The organism is Herbihabitans rhizosphaerae (assembly GCF_004216555.1).
Lineage (GTDB): Bacteria > Actinomycetota > Actinomycetes > Mycobacteriales > Pseudonocardiaceae > Herbihabitans > Herbihabitans rhizosphaerae.
The window spans coordinates 1-22,647 of the sequence record NZ_SGWQ01000021.1 but is presented as its reverse complement, the minus strand read 5'-3'; the positions used below and the strand labels follow the sequence as shown (position 1 = coordinate 22,647).

Sequence of the window (22,647 nt, the reverse complement as noted above, 5' to 3'; positions counted from 1 at the left end):
GTTCACCTTGATCGTGAGTCCACTCACCGGATCGGGTTAAGGTCCGCTCTGTGCAGTTCCCCGTACGCGCCTGGTTGAACCCCACACGCGCCGAATCGCCGTCGGTGATCACCGATCCGGCCGAGCGGCGCGCGGTCAAGATCGAGCTGGTGATCGTCTTCACGGTCACCCTCGGGCTGTCCGGGCTGCGCAGCCTGCTGTCCCTTGTGGACTCGCTGCTGAAACCGAAGCCGCTGGCCGAGCAGTCGGTGGCGCTGAACGTGTCCCAGGCGACGCTCGGGTGGATCGACTTCGGCAAGCAGCTGCTGGGCGCGGTGCAGCTGCTCGCCTGGGGCGCGCTGGGGCTGTACCTGTTGTGGCGCGCGGGTTTCCGGCTCGCGGCGGTCGGGCTGGATCGCACCCGGCTCGGGCGGGACGCGCTGGGCGGCGCCGGGTTGGCCGCGCTGATCGGCATTCCGGGGCTGCTGTTCTATTTCGTGGCGTGGAAGCTCGGCGCGAACCTCGCCGTCCTTCCGTCCACTTTGGACGACGCGTGGTGGCGGCCGATCGCGCTCACCCTGTCCGCGGCCGGCAACGCGTGGGCCGAGGAGGTGCTGGTCGTCGGGTTCCTGATCACGCGGCTGCGTCAACTCGGGTTGACCGAGAACGGCTCACTGCTGATCTCGGCGCTGCTGCGCGGGTCGTACCACCTGTATCAGGGGTTCGGCGGATTCGTCGGAAACGTGATCATGGGGCTGGTGTTCGGGCGGGTGTGGCAGCGCACGAATCGCTTGTGGCCCTTGGTGATCGCGCACACCGCGCTGGACGTGGTCGCGTTCGTCGGCTACAGCCTGCTGCGCGGGAAGGTGTCCTGGCTACCGTGACCAGGCCGGCCCGTCGGTCAGCTCGTCGAGGTGTGGCACGGACGTGTGCAGCACCTGGTAGTGAAGGTGACCCTTCACCTCCGGAGTGCCCTCCCACAGGGTGAACCTGACCAACTCCCACGCCTGCGGGTCGACGGCGAGCACGGTGGAGTGCACGCCGTGCGTCGCGGCCGTCTCGGCCAGCTCGTCGAGCGCGGGCTTGATCGCCTCGGCCGGGTCGGCCCCATCGGGGATCGGCTCGGTGTGCCTCGTCGCGGCCGTGGCGCTGGTCGCCGTGCCACGGTGGAAGGCGGCGCCCGTCCAGTGCCGCACGCCCGGGCGGCCGAAGGAGTCGACGATTCCCTGGAAACCGGCGCCGCCCAACAGGAATCGGCTCATCCCGGCGACGCGGTGCCACACGTAGAACGGCGCGTACTGGTTGACCGGTGAGCCGTCGACGCCGCGCTCGCGGACCAGGTACGCCTTCACGCCGAGCCCGTCGAAATCGTCGAGCAGGTGGCCCCTGGTGGCGACCCGGTGGCGGATGATCGCCATGTCGTAGTCGGCCGGCAACGTGATCTCGTACTGCATCGCGTACACGTAAGAACTCCTTGCGGCGCGGGCGATCTCCGCGTATGCCCACATCCCCCACCCGCACCGGGGGCGGCCCTCGAGCCAAGCGTACCCGGCGGGGGCGTCCGGGAGGGGGCGCAAGATCAACTTGTGGATAACACGGGGCCTGTGGACAACTGGCTGGTCAGAGGCGGTCGGCGGCCTCGCGCAGGAGGCGCTCGGCGTCGGCGAAATCGGCGACCACCTCGGCGGCGGAGCGTTCCGAGGTGAGCAGGCCGACGCCCTGGCCGGCGTAGAGCGACGTGGTGTCCAGGTCGTCGTTGTCCCAGGCCGCGGCGAACTCGGCCCGCGCGCCCGGATCCTCGGCCAACTCCGCCTCCCGGCCGACCCACCGGTCGAAGAACGCGTTGCGCACCGCGCGCCCGCCGAACTCCTCCGGCCAGCCGAGACCGGAAGCCGCGTCGAACGTCGTCGAATACGCCGTGCCGGTCTCCTCCGTCTCGACCAGCCGCCGCTTCTTGGCCGCACTCGTCGCCGTCTCCCGGCAGGCCAGGAACGCGGTGCCGACCCACGCGCCGGCCGCACCCGCGGCGAGCACGGCGGCCAGCCCGCGCGCGGTCGCGATACCGCCGGCGGCCAGCACCGGAGTGTCCACCGCGTCCAGGATTCCCTGCAGCAGCGGCAAAGTCGCCACCGCGTCCCGCCCGTGCCCGCCCGCCTCGCCGCCGCGCGCCACGATCAGGTCCACGCCGGCGTCCTCGGCCGCACGCGCGTCGGCCACGGTGCCGGCCTGAGTCGCGACCGTGATCCCCGCGTCCCGCAGTCTGTCCACTGTGGACGAGTAGTCGCCGAAGCTGACCGACACCAGTGCCGGGTGCGCGTCGAGCACCGCGTCGATCTGCTCGGGCACCCTCGGCAGCGCCCACGCCATGAGCCCGATCCCGTACGGCCGGCCCGACGCCGCCACCCGCGCCGCCTGCTCGCGGATCCACTCCGGCTTGGTCCCGCCGCCGACCCCGATCATGCCCAGCGCACCCGCCGCCGAGATCGCCGTCGCCAGCTCCGAGCCGCTCGCCCGTGCCATCGGCGCGCCCACCACGGGCACCGTCAGGCCGAACCGCTCGGTCAACCAGGTACGCATGTCGTCTCCGTCCTCGGGTAGTCCACGTTCATGAAGTCGTGACAAACCGAACCAGTCCGCGTCCGCATCACAGCAGGTGCACACAGGATGCGGGAGGGACATGCGGGCGACACTCGTTCACCAGAAGGTCCAGCGGCGGCGGTCCGGCTCGGGCAGGCCGCCTCGCGGCTGTCCCGCGCCGCCTGATCGATACCTTCGTGAGTGTGACCCGACACGTTCCGTGAACGGCTTGGCGCGTCACCCGAGCCACTTCACGCCTCCGCGACCTGCGACTTTCCGCGTCTGAAGCGTACTTTCGCGGGCTAAAGTACGCATGGGGTGGCGGGGTGAGATGTCAAGCTTTGGTGCGGCGGCGGGTGGCGATCAGTTTGGCGATGCCGTCCAGGATGCGGATCAGGCCGAACTCCCAGCCGTTGTCTTTCGGGGCGTTGCCGACTGATGCGGCGGCGGCGACCAGGGACGGGAATCGCTCAGGGCGCGCGGAGATCATGGGGTTCAGCGTGCGGTCCAGCGACCACGGCTGGGTGCCGGCCGTCGTGGGTGACTGCGTGTTGCGGATGTGGCCGCTGAGCAGGAACACCGCGTCCATCCGCTCCGCGCCGTCCAGGCCCGTCCCCTCCAGCGCGCCGACCGCGACCTCGGTCCAGCCGATCTCCCTCGGGCCGGTGACCCGGCTGCCGGCGGTCGCCGCCGGGATCCACGGGTGCCGCTGCCAGGTGCGCCGCATCTCCTGAGCCCACAGCTCCAGCTTCGGCCGCCAGCCGCCGCGGATCTCCTTGAGGTTCGGCGGCGTGCCGACGGCCGTCTCGGTCATCACCGCGACGAGCTCCGCCTTGCTCGCCACGTGCCGGTACAGCGCCATCTTGGTGACGTCGAGCTTGGTGGCCACGTTCTGCATGGACACCGCCGTCAGCCCGTCGGCGTCCGCGATCGTCGTCGCGGCCTTGGCGATGCGGTCGACCGTCAGCGTGGGCCGCGCCTTCCTGGCCGGCCCCTCGTCGAGGTCCCACAGCAGCTCGCCGCTGTTCGTCCCGTCGTCCGTCATGCGCTCCTCGATCCGAGATCGAAATGGGGCTTGCCACGTCCCCGGCATGTGTCTACCGTACACGATGTGTCCATCGGACACATCAGTTTCCACCAGAAGCCCTAGCATCCGCTATAAACATCGGTTACCGCTCGAAAGGCACATCATGTCCAGGAAGACGTTCCTCAACCTGCCCGTCAACGACCTCCCCAAGGCCGTGGAGTTCTTCACCTCGCTCGGGTTCTCGTTCAACAAGGACTTCACCGACGAGAACGCGACGTGCATGGTCATCAGCGACGAGAGCTACGTGATGCTGCTGGTCAAGCCGTTCTTCGAGTCCTTCGCCAGCAAGCCGCTCGCCGACGTCGAGAACACCACCGGCGCGATCGTCGGCCTCTCGGCAGACAGCCGCGAGGAGGTCGACGAGCTGGTCGGCAAGGCGCTGGCCGCCGGCGCGCACGAGCCGAAGAAGGACACCCCGCAGGAGGACTTCATGTACGGCCGCAGCTTCATCGACCTGGACGGCCACCACTGGGAGATCATGTGGATGGACCCCAACTTCGTGCCGCACCCGGCCTGATCGTCCACAAAGGACAGTCGGGCTCGCCGCGCGATCGTGGCGAGCCCGACGCTACGGCGTGTCGAGGACGGTCGGCGCCGGCGGCATCGGCTTGCCGGCGCGGCCCAGGTTGGCCTCGGCGTACTTCTGCCAACTCCCGTCGCCGACCATCGCGCGCAGCGCCTCGGTCACCTTCGCGTGCCGCGGGTCGCCCTTGACCAATCCGACCCCGTAGCGCTCGAACGAGAACGGGCTGCCGACGAGCTTCAACAGGTCCGGCTGCTCGGCGACGTAGCCGGCGAGGATCACCTCGTCGGTGGTGACCGCGTCCACGGCCTGCTCGCGCATCGCGTCCACACACGCGCGGTAGGACGGAAACTCTTGCAGCGTCACGCTTTTCGCGTACTGGTCCTTCACCAGTTGGGCCGACGTGGAGCCCTTCACCGAGCACAGCCGCCAGTCGCTGTTGTTCAGCGAGTCCGGCCCGCTGATGTCCGCGTTGCTCTTGCGCACCAGCAGGCTCTGCCCGGTCGCGAGGTACGGCCCGGCGAAGTCGACACGCGCCTTGCGGCCGTCGGTGATCGAGTAGCTGGCCACCACGAAGTCGACCTTGCGCTGCTCGAGCAGCGTCTCCCGGTCGGCGGACACCGCCTCGACGAAGCTCACGTTGGACGGGTCGGTGCCGAGGTGGCGCGCGACGTACTTGGCCACGTCCACGTCGAAGCCGCTGACCGTCCCGTCCTGCGCCCGCACCCCGATGCCGGGCTGGTCGACCTTGATACCGACAGTGATCTTCGGCCCGGTCAGCTTGGGCTCGTCGCCACCCGAAGAAGACGACGAGCACGCACCAATGACGATCAACGAACACGCCGAAATGATCACGCCGATTCGCGCGCGACATTTCTCCGCCCCACCGCAGGCATCCAGGCTCCAATGGTCTAGACGACCTTCCGACCGTACCTGACGTGGGGGAAGCACGGCCAATCCAGCCCGCGCTCAGAGCGGGAGGGCGGCCGAACCGAATGCCACGTTGAACCGGTCACACCAGATAACGACGCTGCGCAGGCCTTGGATATTCGCATCCGCCGGAATGGAGTAGTTCTGATTACCGTCCGTAGCTTTCATTTTCCCCAAACGGACGTATCGGCCGTCGTCGTATGCCCCCCATGGCCCACCGGAGGCCGCGTCGCTCAACCAGACGTGAACATCGGGACCGTCGGAGGTGGAGAAGTTCTCCAGCCGCAGCACCCGCGACCCGTCCGACAGCCGCAGCACCCTGGCGCGCCCCTTGGTGTCGTGCTCCCCACTGACGAAGTCGCCACCGGCCAGCACCGCGGGCCCGGACGGCGGCGGGCTGACAGTGGTCGGCACGCTGGTCGGCCCCGGCAGCGGCGCGCCGGCCGGCGGCGGTGCGGCCGCCGTCGTGGTCACGTCCAGCGCGGCGACCTCGGCGGGCAGCGCGTCGTCGGCGGTGCTCCTGGTCCAGATCTTCCAGGGCTGGAACGCCCACAATCCGACGGCAGCGCCGATCGCACCGACGATCAGCAGCGCCCAGACCACCTTCTTGCGCAACAAACCGCGCATGACTACGCCCTTTCGTTTAACGAGTGACCGTCAAAGCAGCCGTTCACTGCATTTGATGCCTATCATCCCGCCTCGGATGCGCCAGAATCCTTACCTGGTGGTTACGCTGCCCGACGTGACAGCCCAACCCACCGAACAGGTCGCCGCCGCCCCCCGGGTGGACAGCGAGGTCGGCCCGCTGCGCACGGTGATGCTGCACCGGCCCGGCGCCGAGCTGAAGCGCCTCACCCCGCGCAACAACGACCAGCTGCTGTTCGACTCGATCCCGTGGGTGGATCGCGCGCAGGTCGAGCACGACGCGTTCGCCGAGGTGCTGCGCTCGCGTGACGTCGAGGTGCTGCTGCTGGCCGACACGTTGAACACCGCACTCACCGACCCCCGCGCGCGCAGCGCCGCCGTCGACGCCGCCGTCGACCGCCGCAGGCTCGGCAACGAGCTCGCCGACGCGCTGCGCTCCCATCTGTCCACAGTAGACAGTGCGACGCTGGCCGACGTGATGATGGCCGGCATGACCTTCGAGGAGCTGCCCGCCGCCGAGGGCGCCTCGCTGGTGCGCAGGATGCACCACCCGCACGACTTCGTGGTCGATCCGCTGCCGAACCTGCTGTTCACCCGCGACTCGTCGGTGTGGATCGCCGACCGGGTGGCGCTCGCGTCGCTGGCCATGCCGGCGCGCCGGCGGGAGACCGCGCTGCTGGACCTGATCTACGCCTACCACCCGAGGTTTCGCGCCGCCGGCCGCGCGTACGGTGCGCACTCGGCACCGGTCGAGGGCGGCGACGTGCTGCTGCTCGCGCCCGGCGTGCTGGCCATCGGCGTCGGCGAGCGGACCACCCCAGCGGGTGCGGAATCCCTTGCGCGGTCGGCGTTCTCCGACGGTCTGGCGCACACCGTGCTGGCCGTCCCGATCGTGCAGGACCGCGCGACCATGCACCTGGACACCGTGTGCACGATGGTCGACACCGACGCCGTGGTGATGTACCCGGCGGTGCGCGACACGTTGCAGGCGTATCCGTTGCGGCCCAACGGATCCGAGGGCGTCGTGGTGGACGGCCCTGTTCCGTTCCTGAACGCGGCGGCCGAGGCGATGGGCATCGAGCGGTTGCGCGTGATCGACACCGGCCTCGATCCGGTGACCGCCGAACGTGAGCAGTGGGACGACGGCAACAACACCCTCGCGGTCGCGCCCGGCGTGGTGGTGGCCTACGAGCGCAACGTGGAGACCAACGCGCGCCTTGAGGACGCCGGCATCGAGGTGCTGCGCATCGGCGGGTCGGAGCTGGGCACCGGCCGCGGCGGGCCGAGGTGCATGTCCTGCCCGGTCAGCCGGAGCTCGCTGACCAGTTCTCGTTGATCAGGCTGTAGATCACCTCGTCCTCGAAGCCCGTCTCGCCGATCGTGTACCCGGTCGGGATCGACGCCACGTGCGTGAACCCGGCCCGATCGGCGGCGTGCCGGGACGCCGTGTTGCTCTCGGCCGTGCTGATCGTGAGCCGGCGCTTGCCGAACCCGCCGTCGGCGACCGGGCGGAAAGCCCACTCGCACACCGCGTTCAACGCCTCGGTGGCCAAACCCTTGCCGCGCGCGTCCGGGTGGACGCCATAGCCGGGCTGGGCCTCGGAGTCGTCCATGCCGCCGAGTTCGTGCAGTTGGAACTGGCCGAGCATCTGGTCGGTCGCCTTGTCCGCGATCACCCAATTGACCTGTTCGCCGGTGGCGTTGCGCTCCCGCATCCGGTGCACCCACCGCTCGCCGCTGATGTCGGCGACACCGGCGATCCGGCCGTTGAAGTGCCGGCCGCGCTCGTCGTTCGCCAGCTCATCGAGCCTCGGCGCGTCGGTGTCGGCCGGTGGGCGCAGCCGCAGCCGCTCGGTCTCCAGGACGGGCGGGACGTACCAGGGCTTCGCGGGCTCGCGAGGGTCGTCGCGGCGCAGCGAACCGACCCACGCGTCGTGCCGCTCGCCGCGCTGCGCGAGGTAGCTCCTGATCGTGCCGTCAAAGCTGAACCCGTTGGCCCACACCGCTTTCCGGGACGCCCAGTTGCCGACGTAGGCCAGCCACAAGATCATGTCGAAGCCGCGCTCGGTGAAGCCCCAGTCGATCAGCAGGTTGATCGCGCGCCGCATCACGCCCCGCCCGCGCGCTCCTGGATGGAGTCCGAAGGCGATCTCGGCGACACCTTCACGGTCGCGGCGCAGGTCGACGCTGCCGGCGAACTTGCGGATCCCGTCGTGGTGCTCGGCCTCGATCGCGAACGTGTACGCGGAGTCGTTCGCCCACGCGGCCGGGACCTGCTCACCGATCCACTTCTCCGCGTCGCCCCGCTGGTAGGGGTGCGGGACGGTGGTCCACTTGACCGACTCCGGGTCGACGCACTGCTCCACGATGCCGTCGATGTCGGCGGGCGAATGCGCGCGCAGGGTCACGACGCCGTCGGACAGCGTCGGCACCTCGTCCGGGAACCTCATCGCGCCATGATCAGCGCGGCGGTTCGGCGCCGCAAGTAGGTTTCAGGCGCGGTAGGCCAACACCACGAGCATGGTCAGCAGCATCAGCACGCCGAACAGCGCGAGCGGGTCCAGCGCCGCCGGATTTCTCGGTCTACCACCGCGTACGTTGGGCATTTCACACTCCCCGGACCGGCGTATTCCTGTGTCGCCCTCACGGTGAGCGCAGAATTCGTGCCGGGAAAGGGCGGTCATCCGAACGCCGAGTACCGCCACCCGGTTGGCCGAGTGCCCATCACCCACACGCGTCTCAGGCGTGCCACCTGACCACACTGTTCGGCCCGTCGTCGGCGTAGCGCTGGTCCCGGTCGGTGATCTCCCATTCCGCGCGCAGCACCCGCGCGTCCGGTGGCGGTATCCGGTGCGGCTCCAACAGATCGTCCAGTTCGTCGTAGCGCGGATCGGTACCCCGGTGCCCGGGATGCGTGTCGACGCCGGCGGTGCCGGCCTCGTACCGATCGTTCCACCGCACGTGGATCAGCCACTGTTCGCGCTCCCACGCGAGGACTTGATCATCGGCCGGCCACACGTGGAACCGCTCGGGCAACTCGTCCGGCGCGATCGGCTCGACCGCGCGGAAGTAGTGCGGCACACGGTCGACATCGGCGATGCCGGCACGCGGACCGTCATACCACTCGTGCTCGACGTGCACCGGCTCGAAACCACCCATGCGACGACCGTACCGTCACACCGAGAAGTCCTCTGTGGACAGTCGGCGAAATTGTTAGGCGTGCCTTGCCTGAATACATTATTGAAAGGCTTGCCTAAATTCACTCGAAAGCGTTCCGCGGCTCACACCGAATGGTGACAAGAGTCGACCGCGCGTACATTAAAGGCATGGCTGCCACGAAACCGCATACCCATTCGTCCAAGTTTAACGACCTGCTCCAGGCGCAGGTGCGCAACGAGTTCACCGCCTCCCAGCAGTACATCGCGCTCGCGGTCTGGTTCGACGACCAGGACCTCCCGCAGCTCGCGAAGCACTTCTACCGGCAGTCGCTCGAAGAGCGGAACCACGCGATGATGATCGTGCAGTACCTGCTCGACAACGACGTCGCGGTGAAGGTCCCCGGCGTCGACGACGTGCGCAACGACTTCAAGGAAAGCTCGGACCTGATCCAGCTCGCGCTGACCCAGGAACGCGAGGTCACCGACGAGGTGATCGCGCTGGCCAAGGTCGCCCGCGACGAGGACGACTACAAGGGCGAGCAATTCATGCAGTGGTTCCTCAAGGAGCAGGTCGAGGAGGTCGCGCAGATGTCGACGCTGCTGAACGTCGTCAAGCGGGCCAACGGCAACCTGTTCGACGTGGAGAACTACCTCGCCCGCGAGACCGTCGGCGACAACGGCTCCGACCCGCTGGCGCCACGCACGGCGGGCGGTCGCCTCTGACTCAGCACACACGAAGGCCGGTTCGTCCACCGCGGACGGACCGGCCTCGTCGTGTCAGGAATCTGTCAGCAGGAGCCGGCCGCCAGTTCGTATTCCGAGATGACCTCGGTGTCCGCGTGCGGCGCGTCCGCGTTGTCGATTCGGAGGATGAACGATCCGGCACCGGCTTTGGCGGTGTACCCGCCGTAGAATTCCTCCGCACTCGGGTACGCGGCCTTCACCTGGGCGACCGTGGAACCGACGCCGATGCCTTCCGTCGTGCGCACGCCCGACCTCGGCTTGATCCCGGTGATCCCGTTCGCGGTGCTGATCGACACCGAGCCGCCGCCGGACACCGCGTAGCTCGCGCACTGGGTGCCTTCCGAGCTGACCATCAGCAGTCCGGTGGCCAGCGCGTCGTCCTTGGACATGCCGATCTTGAGCGCGCCCCAGCCCGAACCGCTGATCGTGCCGCCCGGCGTGGCCGCCTTCGTGGTCGCGCGCGCGGTCGTGGTCGGCGGATGCGTGGTCTTCGGCGGCGTGGTGGTCGGCACGACCGTGGTCGAGCTGGTGTGCCTCGGCGCCGAGGTCGGCGACGGCGACCCCACCGGAGGGGGCACCGGCTGCGCGAACGACGACGGGCTCGACGGCGTCACCGACACGCTCTGGTCCGGCGGCTTGGCGATGTCGGTCGGGTCGCCCTGGCCGATGCCGGACAGCGCGATCCCGCCGCCGACCAGCGTGGCCATCGTCAGCGCGCCGGCCGTCGTGGCGATCGCGGTCCTGCGCCGCTTCAACCGGGAGGCGCCCGCCGTCACGGCGTCCTCGGCACCCGGCCGGACCGAGACGTCCAGCCGGTCGTCTTCGAACAGCCGCCGCAATTCGTCATCGATGTTCACAGGCTGGACCTCCCTTCCACCGTCGAGGCCAGGCGCGTCCGCAACGACGCCATCGCCTTGCTGGCCTGGCTCTTCACCGTTCCCTGGCTGATGCCCAGCGAGTGGGCGATCTCGGCTTCGGACAGTCCTTCGTAGTACCGCAGCACGATCACGGCCCGCTGCCGTGGCGGGAGCGCGCGCAGCGCCTGCCACAGCGGCTCGTCCTCGAACGGGTACCTCGGCTGGTCCCCCGCCGCCTCGGGGATCTCCGCGACCAGGTTCTCCCGTCGGCTGCGCCGCCAGCGGCTCACGTGTGCGTTGGCCATCGCGCGTCGGGTGTAGGCGAGCGGATCGCCCGTGTTCGCCGCGACGTGGCCCCACCGCGAGCCGACCTTCTCCAGCACGGACTGGACGAGATCGGCGGCGTCGTGCGGATTGCCGGTCAGCGCGTGACCGTAGCGCAGCAGGCCGGGGAGCGCAGCGCGCACGAACTCGGTGAAGTCCGCGACGGCCGAAGCCCCGCGCAGCTCACCAGCCACGGCGTTCCCCCTTCGCCACTCGACGCCGGCGCGCCATGCGGCACCACCAGCGCCAACCGTGGGGGCCACCGTCACCACAGTCCGTGCTCCTCTCTGACTTTTTGTCACAACCGTCAGAAAGTGCACGCACGAACGGCCCACCAGGTTGCGCCGAATTCGCCGGCACCCACTCTGGCATGCGATTACACCCTTAGGACGCTCCGCTGTCCCAGGGGTTGTCAGCGTATCGTGACCTGCCGGCCGATGAGCCCGTCACGGGCCCTGCGCTCGTCGGCGTTGAGCGGTTCGGAGTCCAGTGACGCGAGCGCTTCGTCGAGGCGTTTGCCCAGGTCAGCGGCCGGATCGGCCCACTCGCGAGCGTGCGCTTCCGGGTCCAGGTCCCACACCGGGACGAGCAGCCCGTGCGCCCGGAAGGAGCCGGCGAACCGGGTGTTGTCGCCCAGTCCCAGCTCACCGCGCGCGGACAGCCGCGCGAGCGCGGGAAGCAGCCGCTCCTCGGGCTCCGGGCGCACCCAGCGCAGGTGGGCCTTGTCACCCGCGTCGACCCAGTAGGCGGCCGGGCCGACCCGCTCGGTCGGCAGAATCGCGGCGTTCGCGCGCTCCAGGGAGGCGGCGACGTCACCGCCGGTGTCCGCGTCCTCGGGCATCCACCAGCCGAAGTCGGAGTGCAGCTCGGGCTCGACGGTGGCGCCGGTGTCCAGTAGGTCCTGCAGGCGCTCGGGGTTCTCGCCGGCGTCGGTGTCCGGGCCGACGACCGGGAGCACGTCGCCCGGCTCGGCCTCCAGCACCCAGCGCACCGCCCGCGCCACGTCCCGGCTGACGTCGCTGGACTTGGTCTGCACCTGCAGGCCGACGAACGCCCGGCCGTCGGTGCGCACCAGGGCGGCGGCGGCCATCGGCAGCACGGTGGCCAGGGTGATCTCCCGCTCGGTGTCGATCGCCAGCGCGAGCGGCGCGGTCGCGGACGGGACGAACTCGCGCAGCGCGACCAGCTCGCACTCGGCGGCCAGGCCGTCGAACGGGCGGGTCACGGCGACCTCCACCGGGCCGGCCGAGGAGCCGTGGCAGGACTTGTAGCGGCGGCCGGAGCCGCACGGGCACGGCTGGCGCGGGTTGACGCCGCCGTCCGGGCGTGCCTTGCGAGGCTTCGTGCCGGCTCGCCCTGACTTGCGGACAGACATCGTGACCGCCTTCACTGGTCGCTGAACGAACGGCGCGACGCTACCTAATCGTGCGCCAGGGTGCGCCGGGTGGTCGCCGGCTTGTTGGTGGCGATGTACCGCACGCCGAGTCGCTGGCAGAACCGGACGTCGTCGGGGTCGTCGACGGTCCAGACGTAGGTGTCGTGCCCGCGCTCGGCGGCGCGCGCGACGTACCCGGGATCGGCGCGCAGCACGCCAAGGCCCGGCCCGGCCAGGTCGGCCGCCGCGGGCAGCGCGCCGGACCGCCTCGGCGGCGGGATCTCACCGAACAGCAGCACGGTCGGCACGGCCGGGGCGAACCGCCGCATCCGGCGCACCGCGCGCGAGGAGAAGGACATCATCACGATCGGCGAGTCCTCTTTGGACGGTGGATCGGCGAGGCCGAAGCGCGCCAGCAGGGCGACCAGCTTGGCCTCGACCAGGCCGCCGTAGCGGACCGGGTGCTTGGTCTCCACGAACAGCCGGGTGCCGTGTCCGACGTCCTTGACCAGGCCCAGCAGCGACTCCAGGGTGAGCACGCCGACTTCACCCCGGGTGGGCACGGTGCGCTGCTCCATCAGCTCGTCGGCCGACTCGGGCAGTTCGTCGTGCCAGCTCACGTAGTCCATTGTGGACATTCGTTCCAGGGTGAGCGTGCTGACCACGCCTCGACCGGTGGAGGTGCGGTCGATCCGGCGGTCGTGCACACAGACCAGGTGGCCGTCCCTGGTGAGCCGGACGTCGCACTCCAGTCCTTCGGCGCCCTGCTCGAGCGCCAGGGCGTAGGCGCCGAGCGTGTGCTCGGCTCGATGTGCTGACGCGCCACGGTGCGCGACGACCTGCGGCTGCACGAGACGATCATCGCATGAGGCGTTCGTGTGTAGGGTGAATATCGAGGGGTGAGTGAGTACTTACCCACCTGATAGTAAGTACTCACTCGCCAGTGGCGAGAATTCACGAAGGGGAGCCGATCACCATGACGATCCTGGTCACCGGCGCACGAGGTGCGATCGCCCGCTGCGTCGTCGACACACTGCACGCGGCTGGAGCACCCGTCCGGGCGGCGAGCCGCAAACCCGAGGACACCACCGCACCCGACGGTGTCGACGTGGTGGACTTCGATCCGGCGCGCCCGGACACCTTGGCGCCCGCCATGGACGGCGTGCACACGCTGTTCGTCTACGCCGAACCCAACGGCATCGACGACGTGCTCACCACCGCGCGTACCGCCGGCATCGAGCACATCGTCCTGCTGTCCTCGCTGGCCGCCGCGACGCCGGAGATGCTGGACAACCCGATCGCCGAGCACCACCTCGGCGCGGAACGCCCGATCGCCGCCTCCGGCATCCCGTGGACCTTCGTGCGGCCGGGCATGTTCGCCACCAACGCGCTGTGGTGGGCACCGTCGATCAGGGCCACCGGCACGGTCGCGCTGTACCACCCGGACGCGCACGTGACGCCGACCCACGAGCGCGACATCGCCGACGTCGCGGTGCACGCGATCACCCAGCCCGGTCAGTACGGCAAGGCGTACCTCATGAACGGGCCGGAGTCGCTGACCCAGCGCCAGCAGGTCGAGCTGATCGCCGCCGCGTCCGGTCGCGAGATCACGATCGACGAGCTGACCCGCGAGCGTGCGGCCGAGCGGCTACCGGAGGCCGTGCTCGACCTGGTCGAGCAGACTGACGACGTGCCGCAGCCGACCGGGCCGACCATCGAGGAGATCATCGGCCGGGCGCCGCGCACGTTCGCCACCTGGGCGCGCGACCACGCCCACGAGTACTTGTCCGCCTCTCCGAAATTGTAGTAATGGGTACGTTCCAGCCCATAGTTCAGTCACGTCGTCACCGTGGCCGGCTTACGTCACGTTCCACTTGGGTGCGGCTGCTTGGGACGCAAACCCTTCAACGGTCCCGATGCGAGCGTTACCGTGCGGGGGTGTTCGATCCAGGCGATCCGGCGTTCGTGGCCGATCCCTATCCGGCGTTCGCGGCGCTGCGTGAAGGTGCCGAGGTGCACCGGCACGACGGGCTGGGCCTCGCCGTCGCGGTGTCACACGCCGCGTGCTCGGCCGTGCTACGCGACCGATCGGTCGGCCGGGTGTGGACCGACGCCACCCCGCCGGACGCGTTCGAGGCGTTCAACCTGTTGCACCGCAACAGTTTGCTGGAATCCGAGCCACCACGGCACACCCGGCTGCGGCGGCTGATCTCCGCCGCGTTCGCCCGCGGCCACACCGAGCGGCTGCGCCCGCGCGTTCAGGCGATCGCCGCCGGCATGGTGGACACGCTGGCCGCGAAGATCGACGGCGACGGCAGCGCCGATCTGCTCGCCGAGTTGGCCGGGCCGCTGCCGATCGAGGTCATCGGCGAGTTGCTCGGCGTGCCACCGGCCGACCGTCCGCTGCTGCAGCCGTGGTCGAACGCGATCGTGAAGATGTACGAGTACGGCCTGCCGCCGGAACGGGCCGCCGCGGCCGAGCGGGCGTCCGCCGAATTCGTCGACTACCTGCGCACGCTGGCCCGCGAGCGCGCCGCACACCCCGGCGACGACCTGGTCAGCGACCTGGTGTCGGTCTCCGACGACGGCGAGACGCTTTCCGAGGACGAGTTGGTCGGCACCGCCGTGCTGCTGCTGATGGCCGGGCACGAGGCGACCGTGAACGTGATCGGCAACGGCGTGTACGCGCTGCTCCGGCAGCGGGCCGAATGGGATCGCCTGCGCGCCGACCGCACGCTGGTCGACACCGCGGTCGAGGAATTGATCCGGTTCGACGCGCCGCTCCAGTTGTTCGAGCGCACCGCCGCCGAGGACGTCACGATCGCCGGGCACACCGTGCGGCGCGGCGAGAAGATCGCGGCCCTGCTCGGCGCCGCCGCGCGTGATCCGAAGGTGTTCGCCGAGCCAGATCGCCTGGACGTGGGACGGTCGCCGAACCCGCATCTCGGATTCGGCGGCGGAATTCATTACTGCGTGGGCGCGCCGCTGGCCAGGGTGGAGATCGCCGCCGCCCTGGAGGCGCTGGCGGACCGGCTGCCCACGCTGCGTCTCGCCGAGGAACCACGGCGGCGCGCCGAGTTCGTCATCCGCGGTTGGCGGACGTTGCGCGTCACCGTGTGACGGCGTTCCACAGCGATGCCCATTGCCGCGCGGTGAGGTCCTTGGGCAGCGCGTGCACGCCGATCCCCTCACGGTCCAGCCAATTCCTGGTACGCCCCGCCGGCATTCTTCCGGTCCTGCGCAGAATGTCGGCCATTCCGCGTCCGGGGCCGGTGAAAACATGCTTCACGAATTCCTGATAGGGCTTTCGGTCGGCCACCAGCGGCGTTTCCCTGCGTCGAATCTCCAGCAACCCGGCGTCCACCGAGGGGACCGGCCGGAACGCGCGCGCCGGCACTTTGACGCACAGCTGGAATTCGTACCACGGCCACCAGCTCGCGGTCATCAATGTGGCGCCGCCGATACCGGCTCGCCGCCGCGCGACCTCCCACTGCACGAGCAGGATCGCGGTGTTCCAGGCCGGTGTGGCGAGCACCCGGCGCAGCACCGCGGTGGTGATGTGGAACGGCAGATTGCCGACGACCACGTGCGGGTGCTGGGGAAACGGGAACCGCAGCACGTCGTCGTTGACCACCGCGACGTTGTCCGGCGTGCGGCCCGCCACCCGGCGCGCCTTGCGTGGATCGATCTCGACGGCGGTGATCGGCCGGCCGGAACGGCTCATCGGAATGGTGAGCGCGCCGTCCCCGGCACCGATTTCCACGATCGGGCCAGTGGTTTTCGCGACGATCGTGTTGATTTCAGAAATGATCGAGCGGTCGACGAGAAAGTTCTGACCGAGTTCGTGACGACCACCATTGTGGTGGTAGGACATGGGAGTGCTCCGCGCGACGTGATGTTCGCCGGGCAGCGCGAATTGCCGCACCGGCTCGGACACCGGAAGCGGCGAAGCCGAATAGTCGAGTTCAGCCCGCCGCTATGCGCGGCGCAGCCTTATCGAGGCACACATAGGGTCACCGTATCGACGGGTGTACGTCCCGCCAACCGATTTTCACGTGGCCAGCGCGGTGGACGACGCCGTTGTCAGGCGTCTCCTGACGTTGTAAGGTCACGCCTGACAAATGTCAGGGAGCGCCTGACAGAGGAGGGTGATCGAATGTCGTCTGCTGCGGAGTCCGTGATCGCGGCGTGCTCGTTCTGCATGAAGCAGAACACCGAGGTGGGGACGCTCGTGGCCGGGCCTGGAGTGTTCATCTGTGATGAGTGCGTGGCCCTGTGCTCGACAGTGATCGAGGGGAAGCCCGCCGAGGGCGGACCACACCTCGCGCCGTGGGACCAGGTGACGAGCGCCGACGTGGTGCTGGCGAGCCTGCCGCGAATCGCGGCCGCGGGGGCACAGGTCGAGCGAAACCTCGGTCAATGGGTACTCAAGGCACGTGCACTGGGAGTGACCTGGGCGCGCATCGGGGAGACGATGGGGATGACCCGACAGTCCGCATGGGGGCGTTTCTCCGGCGAGGAATAGCGCCCTTGCGATTGACCGGGACGGCATCCGATGGGATGCCGTCCCGGCCGGTCCACTAGGCCGCGATCATCACCATTCGCCTGGGTGAAGATGTGTCACGGATCGAATTCCCGCGTTGTACAGATAATCCCGCAACTCCTGCGACGGGGGCGCGTCCAGGAATACCCAGACGGCGTCGAAGGCCGGATTCGCCTTCTGCAGCGCGACATCCTTGTGAATCTGTTCCCTGATTTCGGCGGACAACGGTACCGATTTCGCCTGCGCCACACGCTGGCCGTCGACGACCGTCGATCCCCACCGTTTGTAGGTCTTGAACTCGGCGGCCGTGGTGCGCCCGCCGGAGCGGTCGACCGGACCGTCGACGTGACGTCCACCCGGCCGAGTCACCGGGAACCGGGAATTGGGGTTGACCGGCACCGAATAGTGCCGCTGCGAATCGGACCCGTAGTAGGCCCGACCCACCCGCTCGCCGGCTCGACCGCGCTCCGGACCGGACGGCAGGCGTCGCACCTGCTCGATCGACATCGGCGCCCGGCCCGGCGGCAGCGCACGGGGTGGCTCGTTCTTCCGTGCGTCGGTGCGCTTCGGCACGTCGGGCGTGGGGTTGCCGCTCGGCGCCTGCTGCACCGGCGTGGGCTGCTGCGCCGGGGCGGGATTTCTGGCCGGAGGCGCGGCCGGCGCGGGCGGTGGGGCCGCCGGCGGATTCGGAGTGGCCGCGGGCGTGTTCACCCGCGATTCCTCGAGCATCTTGCGAAGCGTGCGCAATTTGGCCAGCGCACCGGCGCCGGGAACCAGGCCGAACACGTTACTGCCCAGTGCTCGACCGGGTTCCGTCCGCCACTGATCCCAGCTCACCATTTGTTTGGCGAATTCGGCGGGGTGTTGCCTGGCGAATTCCGCGATCCTCGCGATCTCGTCCGCCAGATCGTCCCACTGTGTCGGATTGAGGAGCGTCAACAGAACGTCCGCGGAGCTTGTCACCCCGTCCCACAGGCCCAGGATGATGTCGCTGGTGAACTTGCCGCCGAAACTGTCGCGATCCCAGACGGGAATGTCGAAGATCTCCCAGTCCTCGTCCAGGGCGTGAAACCCGGCACCCGGCTGCCCGATGCGGTACCGGTAGGCCAAATCGTGGACGCCGGCTTTCTTGGCGGGCTTCGGTTTCTTCGGCACCCACAGTTCGATTCGCTGCGGGGATCCGGCGACGCCGGAGCGACCCGGGGTGGTGCGCGGTTGGGGCGCGACCTTGTTCGGGTCTCGGTCGCGGGGCCGGTCCGCCCCGACCTTCGACTTCGGGCTGGACCCGGGCGAGTTGGCCGACGGTCGCCGCGGCGAGAACTTGTGCGGGTCGCGGTCCGGCGGCTTGTCCTTGCGCTGCGGCCTCGGCTTCGGTGCGGATGGCTGCGGCGCCGGCTGAGCGGAGGACTGTCGCTGCCGCGGCGCGATCTGCTTGGCCGCGGGTGACGCGGCCGGCTTGTGTTTGGCCGTGTTCTTGGAGGTGTTCTTCGAGGTGTTCTTGGAGGTGTTGCTGACCGATGCGGCCATCGCGGTCGCCGGCGCGGCAACGCCGATCGCGACGGCCACCGCTAACGACGAGATTCCTACCCTGACGTACTTCTTGTTGTCCCAGCGGCTCATGTGTTCCCGTCCTTACCTGGATCACTTCCAGCGACCACAAGGTAGCGGTGGGCGCATGACCCGCCCCCCGGGAACAGCAATGTTCGTAATCAGTTTGAGACCTGGTAACGCCTAGCGCGCCGAGCCGGCGGGGCGGCTCGGGCGCAGGGGTGGCGCGGGCGCGCCGTCCACCTTGATCACTCGGCTGAACCGCAGCCGTTCCGGGCGGACCGGCACGATCAGCACCGACACCCGGCGCACGAACAACGCGGTGATCACGGCGACCACGGCCGCGGCGAGGTCGGACAGCGCGGTCAGCACCACGCCGTCGGCCAGCGCCTGCGTGCCGTCGCGGTAGCGCCACACCACGGTCAGCGCGAACAGCGCGCCGCTGACCACCCAGGCGATCCACCACCAGACGATCAGCCGGCTCGGGCGGACCCGTTCGCTCGGCGAGCCGCCAGCCACGGCGTGCTCCAGCTCGGCGAGCACGGGCGCGGCGAGCACCAGGTTCAGCCCCGGCACCACCATGCACACCATCGCGCGCCAGTCCGCGCGCGCCGGGGCGTTGCCGGTCATGTCGGCCGTCGCGCGGCGGGCCAGGTGCAGCCACCAGAGAACCAGTGCGGCGACCACCACGCCGGTACCGACGGCGAGCACCCCTGCCACCGTCACCAGACCGTCCGATGTGGACACCGTGCCGCCGTCCAGCGCACCGTCGCGGGACCGCGCCAGCAGGGCGTACCGCCAGATCTCGGTGCCCGCGGCGAACACGGCGAGTACGGCGAACACCAGCAGCAGGCCGATCGTGTTGCCGGCGAGGAAGCGCACCCGGTCGGCGGCGGGCGGCAGGCCGGCCCTGGTGTCCGGCACGGACGTCGGCCACCGCCAGGCCAGCGGCGGGAAACCCCAGCGTGGCGGTGCGGCGTAGCTCGGCGGGCCGGTGTAGCGCAGGCGGACGCGGCGCGGCGCGCGCGGCGGACCGGGTGGCGGAGTCGCCACCCAGCGCACCCGCTGCCCGCCGTACCCGCGCACGACTAGATGATCTCCGGCTCGGCGTTCGCGTCCGCCACGATCGGGCGGCCGGCCTGGTGCCAGGACTGCATGCCGCCGTCGACGTTGCGCGCGTCCCACCCGTTGCCGTTGAGGAACGCGGTGACCCTGGCGGACCGGCCGCCGACGCGGCACACCACGTACAGCTCGTCGTCGGCCGGCAACTCGTCGAGCCGCGCGGTGACCTCACCCATCGGGATGTGCAGCGCGCCGGGCGCGTGTCCGGCGTCCCACTCGTCCTGTTCGCGCACGTCGAGCAGGATGACGCCGTCCGGAAGCGACTCGGGCAGCTCCGCGACGGTCACGGTCGGCACGTTGGGCATGTTCACGGCGACGATGGTGCCACGGCCGGCGTAACCACGGTGTTTACCGAAACGCGTCGAGGTGTGCGGTGGCCCAGTCGCGGAACGTGCGCGCCGGGCGGCCGAGCAGGTCGGGCACGGTCGGCAGCACGGGTGATTCGTCCAGGTTGCCCGCCACGTAGAAGTCGAAGAACGCGTCGACGTACTCCTGCGGCAGGGCCGCCTCCATCACGACGCGAGCCTCGTCGTTCGGCCGCGAGCGCAGGGTGAGGTCACGCCCGAGCAGGTCGGCGAGGACGGCGAGCCGGTCGGCGGGGGTGAGCGCCTCCGGCCCGGTGAGCCGGTAGGTCTGGCCGGCGTGGCCGTCGGTGGTCAGCGCGTGGGCGGCGACCGCGCCGATGTCGGCGGGGTCGATCACGGCTGCGCGGATGTCGGCGAAGGGGGCGGTCACCACGTCACCCTCACGCAGGGCATTCACCCATTCGAGGCTGTTCGTGGCGAACATGCTCGGCCGCAGGATCGTCCACGCCAGGCCGGACTCGCGCACCGCACGCTCGCTGGCGATCATGTAGCGGGTGATCGCGTTGGACTGGTCGCCCGACCCGGCCGACGCTCCGGACAGCAACACCACGTGCCGCACCCCGCCGTCGCGCGCGAGCTCCAGCAGCCGCTCGATGCCCGGGTAGCCGGGCAGCAGGAACAGCCCGCTCGCCCCGTCCACCGCGGGCGCCAGCGTCTCCGGTTCGTTGAGGTCGCCGATCACGGGTGTGGCACCGGCCGGCACGGCGTCCTCGCGTCCGGCGCGCGCCACCGCGCGCACCGGCGCTCCGGCGGCGATCAGCGCCCCAGTCACCTCGCCGCCCACGTTCCCGGTCGCCCCGGTCACCACGATCATGACCGCAGAGTACTCCGGCGAAGGTCAGTCCACTGTGGACTGTTTGGCGGCGTACGCGGCGAGGCCCTCGACGTTGTCGCGGAGGAACTTCTGCAGCACCCGCTGCCAGAACCAGCCGGTACCGGGGATCCTCGGCCGGAACGTGCACACCCAGTGGATCTTGGTGCGCTCGCCGTCCGGCTCGATGTCGACCGTGCCCTGGTAGCCCTTCACCGGCAGCCCGCGCACGTGGTCGTAGCCGAACCGGCGGTCGGTGATCAGCTCACGGGTGCGGTCCCAGCCGGTGATCCGGCCGTTGCGGAATTTCCGAAGCGCGCCAACGCCTTCTGGCTCGCCGTCACCTTGCTCCTCGAGCGTGAACTCGTCGATGTTGGACCACTTCGGCCAGGTCGAGCCGTCCCGCAGCAGCGCGAATACGGTGCCCGGATCAGCGGTCGTGTGAGTGGTCACGTCGAGCTTCTGCAAGCCCATCGGTTGTCTCCTCAGTTCGAATGCGGATGCACCGCGTCGGTCAGGATCTCCACGATCAGCCGCGCCTGCGCGCCGGTCGGGTCGAGGTCGGGGTCGAACACGGTCAGCTCGATGCCGGCGCAGCGCGGGGACGCGAGCAGGCCGGCGAGCAGGGTGGTCAACTCGTCCTTGGTGAGCCCGCCGGGCGCGGGCGAGTCGACCGCGGACACCACGGACGGGTCGAGCACGTCCACGTCGACGTGCACCCAGAAGCCGTCGAGCTGTTCGAGCCGCTCGCGCGCCCAGGTGGCCGTCGCGGCCGGACCCTCGGCGCGGATCGATTCGACGTCGCCGTGCGCGATCCCCAGGTCCCGCAGTTCGGCGGCATCCTCGTCGTCGCTCCGGATACCGAGCACCACGACGTCGGAGTCGGCGAACAGCGGGCCGTGTCCGTCCACATTGGACAGATCGACCTGTCCCCTGCCGGTGGCCAGCGCGAGGTCCTCGCCGGCGGCGGCACCGATGCGGTCGGAGTTGCCCGGGTGGCGGAAGTCCGAGTGCCCGTCGAGGAAAGCGAGCCCGTAGCGGCGGCCGGTGCGGCGCAGCGCGAGGCCGGCGCCGAGCAGGATGCTGCAGTCGCCGCCGATCACCACGACCAGGCGCGGCGAGGTCACGAGCGCGCCGCCGATCCGGTCGGCCAGCGCGCGCGAGTAGTCGGCGATCTTGCTCGCGTGGAACACCCCGTCACCCTCACGCCACGCGGACCTGTTGTACCGGGGTGCGACCAGGTGGCCGCCGTCCTCGGCGCCCAGGGCGGTGACCAGGCCGGCGTCCCGCAGCGCGCCCGGCGCCTTGGCACACCCCGGGGCGGCACCGGATTCCGGTTCGCGCAGCCCGAGGTTGGTCGGCGCCTCGATCAACACGACTCTGCTCTGTACCACGTGGTACATGTACCATCTGGTACACCATGACGGCAAGTACGAAGCACGATCTGGTCGACGCGACCGTGGAATACGCCACCCGGCACGGCGTCTCCGACCTCAGCCTGCGCGCGCTCGCGTCGGCGCTCGGTACCAGCCACCGGATGCTGATCTACCACTTCGGCTCGAAGCAGGCGCTGCTCGTGGCAGTCGTTCGCCGGGTCGAGGAGCACCAGCAGCAGGCGCTCGCCGAGCTGGAGCTGGAACCCGGCGCGAGTCAGACCGAGGTGGCGCGCCGGTTCTGGCAGCGGCTCACCGAGGAGTCGATGCGCCCGCTGCTGCGGCTGTTCTTCGAGCTGTACGGCCAAGCGCTGCAAGGGAAACCGGGCACCACCGCGATGCTGGACGGCGTGATCGACCGCTGGCTGGAGCCGGTGTCGACGCGCGATCCGCGCGACCGCACGGAGCTGCGGCTGTGCCTCGCGGTGATCAGGGGGCTGCTGCTCGACCTGCTCACCACCGGCGACCTGGACGCCGTGAACGCCGCCTTGGAACGCTTCCTGGAACTGCTCGAGAGCTAGGTGTGATGTTCAGGCAGGTTGTCCAGTCGGCTGATTGGTGGGTGGCCTCCGATGGCGCTGTGGGGTCGGTGGTGATTGTAGAAGTGGGTCCAGCCGGGTAGGGCT

The 22,647-nt window shown here is 69.8% G+C and carries 25 protein-coding genes and 2 pseudogenes; 8 read left to right on the top strand and 19 right to left on the bottom strand.

From position 1 onward, the window contains the following. Positions 1 to 50 precede the first annotated feature (50 nt). On the top strand, positions 51 to 863 hold the full coding sequence (locus tag EV193_RS32900) for a CPBP family intramembrane glutamic endopeptidase (protein ID WP_130348879.1): 813 nt from the start codon (positions 51 to 53) through the stop codon (positions 861 to 863). Here the strand turns inward: EV193_RS32900 and EV193_RS32895 are convergent. The 3 genes from EV193_RS32895 to EV193_RS32885 all read right to left on the bottom strand — a co-directional run bounded on the left by EV193_RS32895 (position 855) and on the right by EV193_RS32885 (position 3,601). Further along, entirely contained in the window at positions 855 to 1,433 is a 579-nt protein-coding gene (locus EV193_RS32895; RefSeq protein WP_242613840.1) for a DUF4865 family protein, read from the bottom strand. The genes EV193_RS32900 and EV193_RS32895 overlap by 9 nt on opposite strands. 166 nt (positions 1,434 to 1,599) lie before the next feature. Continuing rightward, entirely contained in the window at positions 1,600 to 2,556 is a 957-nt protein-coding gene (locus EV193_RS32890) for an NAD(P)H-dependent flavin oxidoreductase (protein WP_130348877.1), read from the bottom strand. Between the two features lie 334 nt (positions 2,557 to 2,890). Beyond that, entirely contained in the window at positions 2,891 to 3,601 is a 711-nt protein-coding gene (locus EV193_RS32885; protein ID WP_130348876.1) for a TetR/AcrR family transcriptional regulator, read from the bottom strand. A 145-nt stretch (positions 3,602 to 3,746) separates the two neighbouring features. On the opposite strand from EV193_RS32885, the gene EV193_RS32880 reads away from it, so the two are divergent. After that, positions 3,747 to 4,160 (top strand): VOC family protein, encoded by a 414-nt coding sequence (locus EV193_RS32880; RefSeq protein ID WP_130348875.1) that lies wholly within the window; start codon positions 3,747 to 3,749, stop codon positions 4,158 to 4,160. 51 nt (positions 4,161 to 4,211) lie between these two features. On the opposite strand, the gene EV193_RS32875 is transcribed toward EV193_RS32880, so the two are convergent. Together EV193_RS32875 and EV193_RS32870 are read right to left on the bottom strand one after the other, a co-directional pair. Further along, positions 4,212 to 5,000 (bottom strand): glutamate ABC transporter substrate-binding protein, encoded by a 789-nt coding sequence (locus EV193_RS32875; protein WP_242613838.1) that lies wholly within the window; start codon positions 4,998 to 5,000, stop codon positions 4,212 to 4,214. Positions 5,001 to 5,135: 135 nt separating this feature from the next. Further along, the gene (locus EV193_RS32870; protein WP_130348874.1) at positions 5,136 to 5,723 is read right to left on the bottom strand and encodes a DM13 domain-containing protein; all 588 of its coding nucleotides are present in this window, start codon (positions 5,721 to 5,723) and stop codon (positions 5,136 to 5,138) included. A gap of 190 nt (positions 5,724 to 5,913) precedes the next feature. Here EV193_RS32870 and EV193_RS32865 point away from each other — a divergent pair, with 190 nt between their 5' ends. Next, positions 5,914 to 7,077, top strand: coding sequence for an arginine deiminase (locus EV193_RS32865; RefSeq protein ID WP_242613839.1), 1,164 nt, complete (start codon positions 5,914 to 5,916; stop codon positions 7,075 to 7,077). On the opposite strand, the gene EV193_RS32860 is transcribed toward EV193_RS32865, so the two are convergent. Both EV193_RS32860 and EV193_RS32855 read right to left on the bottom strand, forming a co-directional pair. Continuing rightward, positions 7,046 to 8,191, bottom strand: coding sequence for a GNAT family N-acetyltransferase (locus EV193_RS32860; protein WP_130348872.1), 1,146 nt, complete (start codon positions 8,189 to 8,191; stop codon positions 7,046 to 7,048). The two genes, EV193_RS32865 and EV193_RS32860, sit on opposite strands and share 32 nt — an antisense overlap. 289 nt (positions 8,192 to 8,480) lie before the next feature. Then, positions 8,481 to 8,900 carry a hypothetical protein gene (locus tag EV193_RS32855; protein ID WP_130348871.1) on the bottom strand — a complete coding sequence of 140 codons (420 nt, stop codon included), beginning with the start codon at positions 8,898 to 8,900 and terminating at the stop codon, positions 8,481 to 8,483. Positions 8,901 to 9,067: 167 nt separating this feature from the next. Here EV193_RS32855 and EV193_RS32850 point away from each other — a divergent pair, with 167 nt between their 5' ends. Further along, entirely contained in the window at positions 9,068 to 9,622 is a 555-nt protein-coding gene (locus tag EV193_RS32850) for a ferritin (RefSeq protein WP_130348870.1), read from the top strand. Between the two features lie 65 nt (positions 9,623 to 9,687). Here EV193_RS32850 and EV193_RS33590 read toward each other — a convergent pair whose 3' ends face one another. From EV193_RS33590 to EV193_RS32830, 4 genes are all read right to left on the bottom strand, one after another. Further along, positions 9,688 to 10,500, bottom strand: a complete 813-nt coding sequence (locus EV193_RS33590; RefSeq protein WP_165401596.1) for a hypothetical protein — start codon at positions 10,498 to 10,500, stop codon at positions 9,688 to 9,690. Then, positions 10,497 to 11,018 carry a SigE family RNA polymerase sigma factor gene (locus EV193_RS32840; RefSeq protein ID WP_207222906.1) on the bottom strand — a complete coding sequence of 174 codons (522 nt, stop codon included), beginning with the start codon at positions 11,016 to 11,018 and terminating at the stop codon, positions 10,497 to 10,499. The genes EV193_RS33590 and EV193_RS32840 overlap by 4 nt, the downstream gene beginning before the upstream one ends. Before the next feature lie 218 nt (positions 11,019 to 11,236). After that, positions 11,237 to 12,199 carry a DUF5926 family protein gene (locus EV193_RS32835; protein WP_130348869.1) on the bottom strand — a complete coding sequence of 321 codons (963 nt, stop codon included), beginning with the start codon at positions 12,197 to 12,199 and terminating at the stop codon, positions 11,237 to 11,239. 44 nt (positions 12,200 to 12,243) lie between these two features. Next, on the bottom strand, positions 12,244 to 13,050 hold the full coding sequence (locus tag EV193_RS32830) for a glycerophosphodiester phosphodiesterase family protein (protein ID WP_130348868.1): 807 nt from the start codon (positions 13,048 to 13,050) through the stop codon (positions 12,244 to 12,246). A gap of 125 nt (positions 13,051 to 13,175) precedes the next feature. Between EV193_RS32830 and EV193_RS32825 the strand changes: the two genes are divergently transcribed. Continuing rightward, positions 13,176 to 14,006: an NAD(P)H-binding protein gene (locus EV193_RS32825; protein ID WP_130348867.1), complete on the top strand. Its 831-nt coding sequence runs from the start codon at positions 13,176 to 13,178 to the stop codon at positions 14,004 to 14,006. Between the two features lie 131 nt (positions 14,007 to 14,137). After that, positions 14,138 to 15,319 (top strand): cytochrome P450, encoded by a 1,182-nt coding sequence (locus EV193_RS32820; RefSeq protein WP_130348866.1) that lies wholly within the window; start codon positions 14,138 to 14,140, stop codon positions 15,317 to 15,319. On the opposite strand, the pseudogene erm reads toward EV193_RS32820, so the two are convergent. After that, positions 15,315 to 16,073, bottom strand: a pseudogene (erm, locus tag EV193_RS32815) (23S ribosomal RNA methyltransferase Erm); the annotation flags it as partial. The gene EV193_RS32820 and the pseudogene erm overlap by 5 nt on opposite strands. A 282-nt stretch (positions 16,074 to 16,355) precedes the next feature. On the opposite strand from erm, the gene EV193_RS32810 reads away from it, so the two are divergent. Further along, a complete protein-coding gene (locus EV193_RS32810) occupies positions 16,356 to 16,724 on the top strand; it encodes a ClpX C4-type zinc finger protein (RefSeq protein ID WP_207222905.1) in 369 nt (122 codons plus the stop codon). Between the two features lie 69 nt (positions 16,725 to 16,793). Here the strand turns inward: EV193_RS32810 and EV193_RS32805 are convergent, their stop codons facing one another. The 6 genes from EV193_RS32805 to EV193_RS32780 form a co-directional block, all read right to left on the bottom strand. Next, the gene (locus tag EV193_RS32805; RefSeq protein WP_130348864.1) at positions 16,794 to 18,362 is read right to left on the bottom strand and encodes a hypothetical protein; all 1,569 of its coding nucleotides are present in this window, start codon (positions 18,360 to 18,362) and stop codon (positions 16,794 to 16,796) included. Between the two features lie 111 nt (positions 18,363 to 18,473). Further along, on the bottom strand, positions 18,474 to 19,376 hold the full coding sequence (locus EV193_RS32800; RefSeq protein ID WP_242613837.1) for a DUF4328 domain-containing protein: 903 nt from the start codon (positions 19,374 to 19,376) through the stop codon (positions 18,474 to 18,476). A 2-nt stretch (positions 19,377 to 19,378) separates the two neighbouring features. Beyond that, positions 19,379 to 19,717, bottom strand: coding sequence for a rhodanese-like domain-containing protein (locus EV193_RS32795; RefSeq protein ID WP_130348886.1), 339 nt, complete (start codon positions 19,715 to 19,717; stop codon positions 19,379 to 19,381). Positions 19,718 to 19,760: 43 nt separating this feature from the next. Continuing rightward, positions 19,761 to 20,591 (bottom strand): NAD(P)H-binding protein, encoded by an 831-nt coding sequence (locus EV193_RS32790; RefSeq protein ID WP_130348863.1) that lies wholly within the window; start codon positions 20,589 to 20,591, stop codon positions 19,761 to 19,763. Positions 20,592 to 20,615: 24 nt separating this feature from the next. Beyond that, positions 20,616 to 21,062: an SRPBCC family protein gene (locus EV193_RS32785; protein ID WP_130348862.1), complete on the bottom strand. Its 447-nt coding sequence runs from the start codon at positions 21,060 to 21,062 to the stop codon at positions 20,616 to 20,618. 11 nt (positions 21,063 to 21,073) lie between these two features. Further along, positions 21,074 to 21,991, bottom strand: a complete 918-nt coding sequence (locus EV193_RS32780; RefSeq protein WP_130348861.1) for an arginase family protein — start codon at positions 21,989 to 21,991, stop codon at positions 21,074 to 21,076. Positions 21,992 to 22,008: 17 nt separating this feature from the next. Between EV193_RS32780 and EV193_RS32775 the strand changes: the two genes are divergently transcribed. After that, complete coding sequence (locus tag EV193_RS32775; protein WP_130348860.1) at positions 22,009 to 22,542, top strand: TetR/AcrR family transcriptional regulator; 534 nt, start codon at positions 22,009 to 22,011, stop codon at positions 22,540 to 22,542. On the opposite strand, the pseudogene EV193_RS32770 reads toward EV193_RS32775, so the two are convergent. Further along, positions 22,539 to 22,647: pseudogene (locus EV193_RS32770) on the bottom strand (IS481 family transposase); the annotation flags it as partial. The gene EV193_RS32775 and the pseudogene EV193_RS32770 overlap by 4 nt on opposite strands.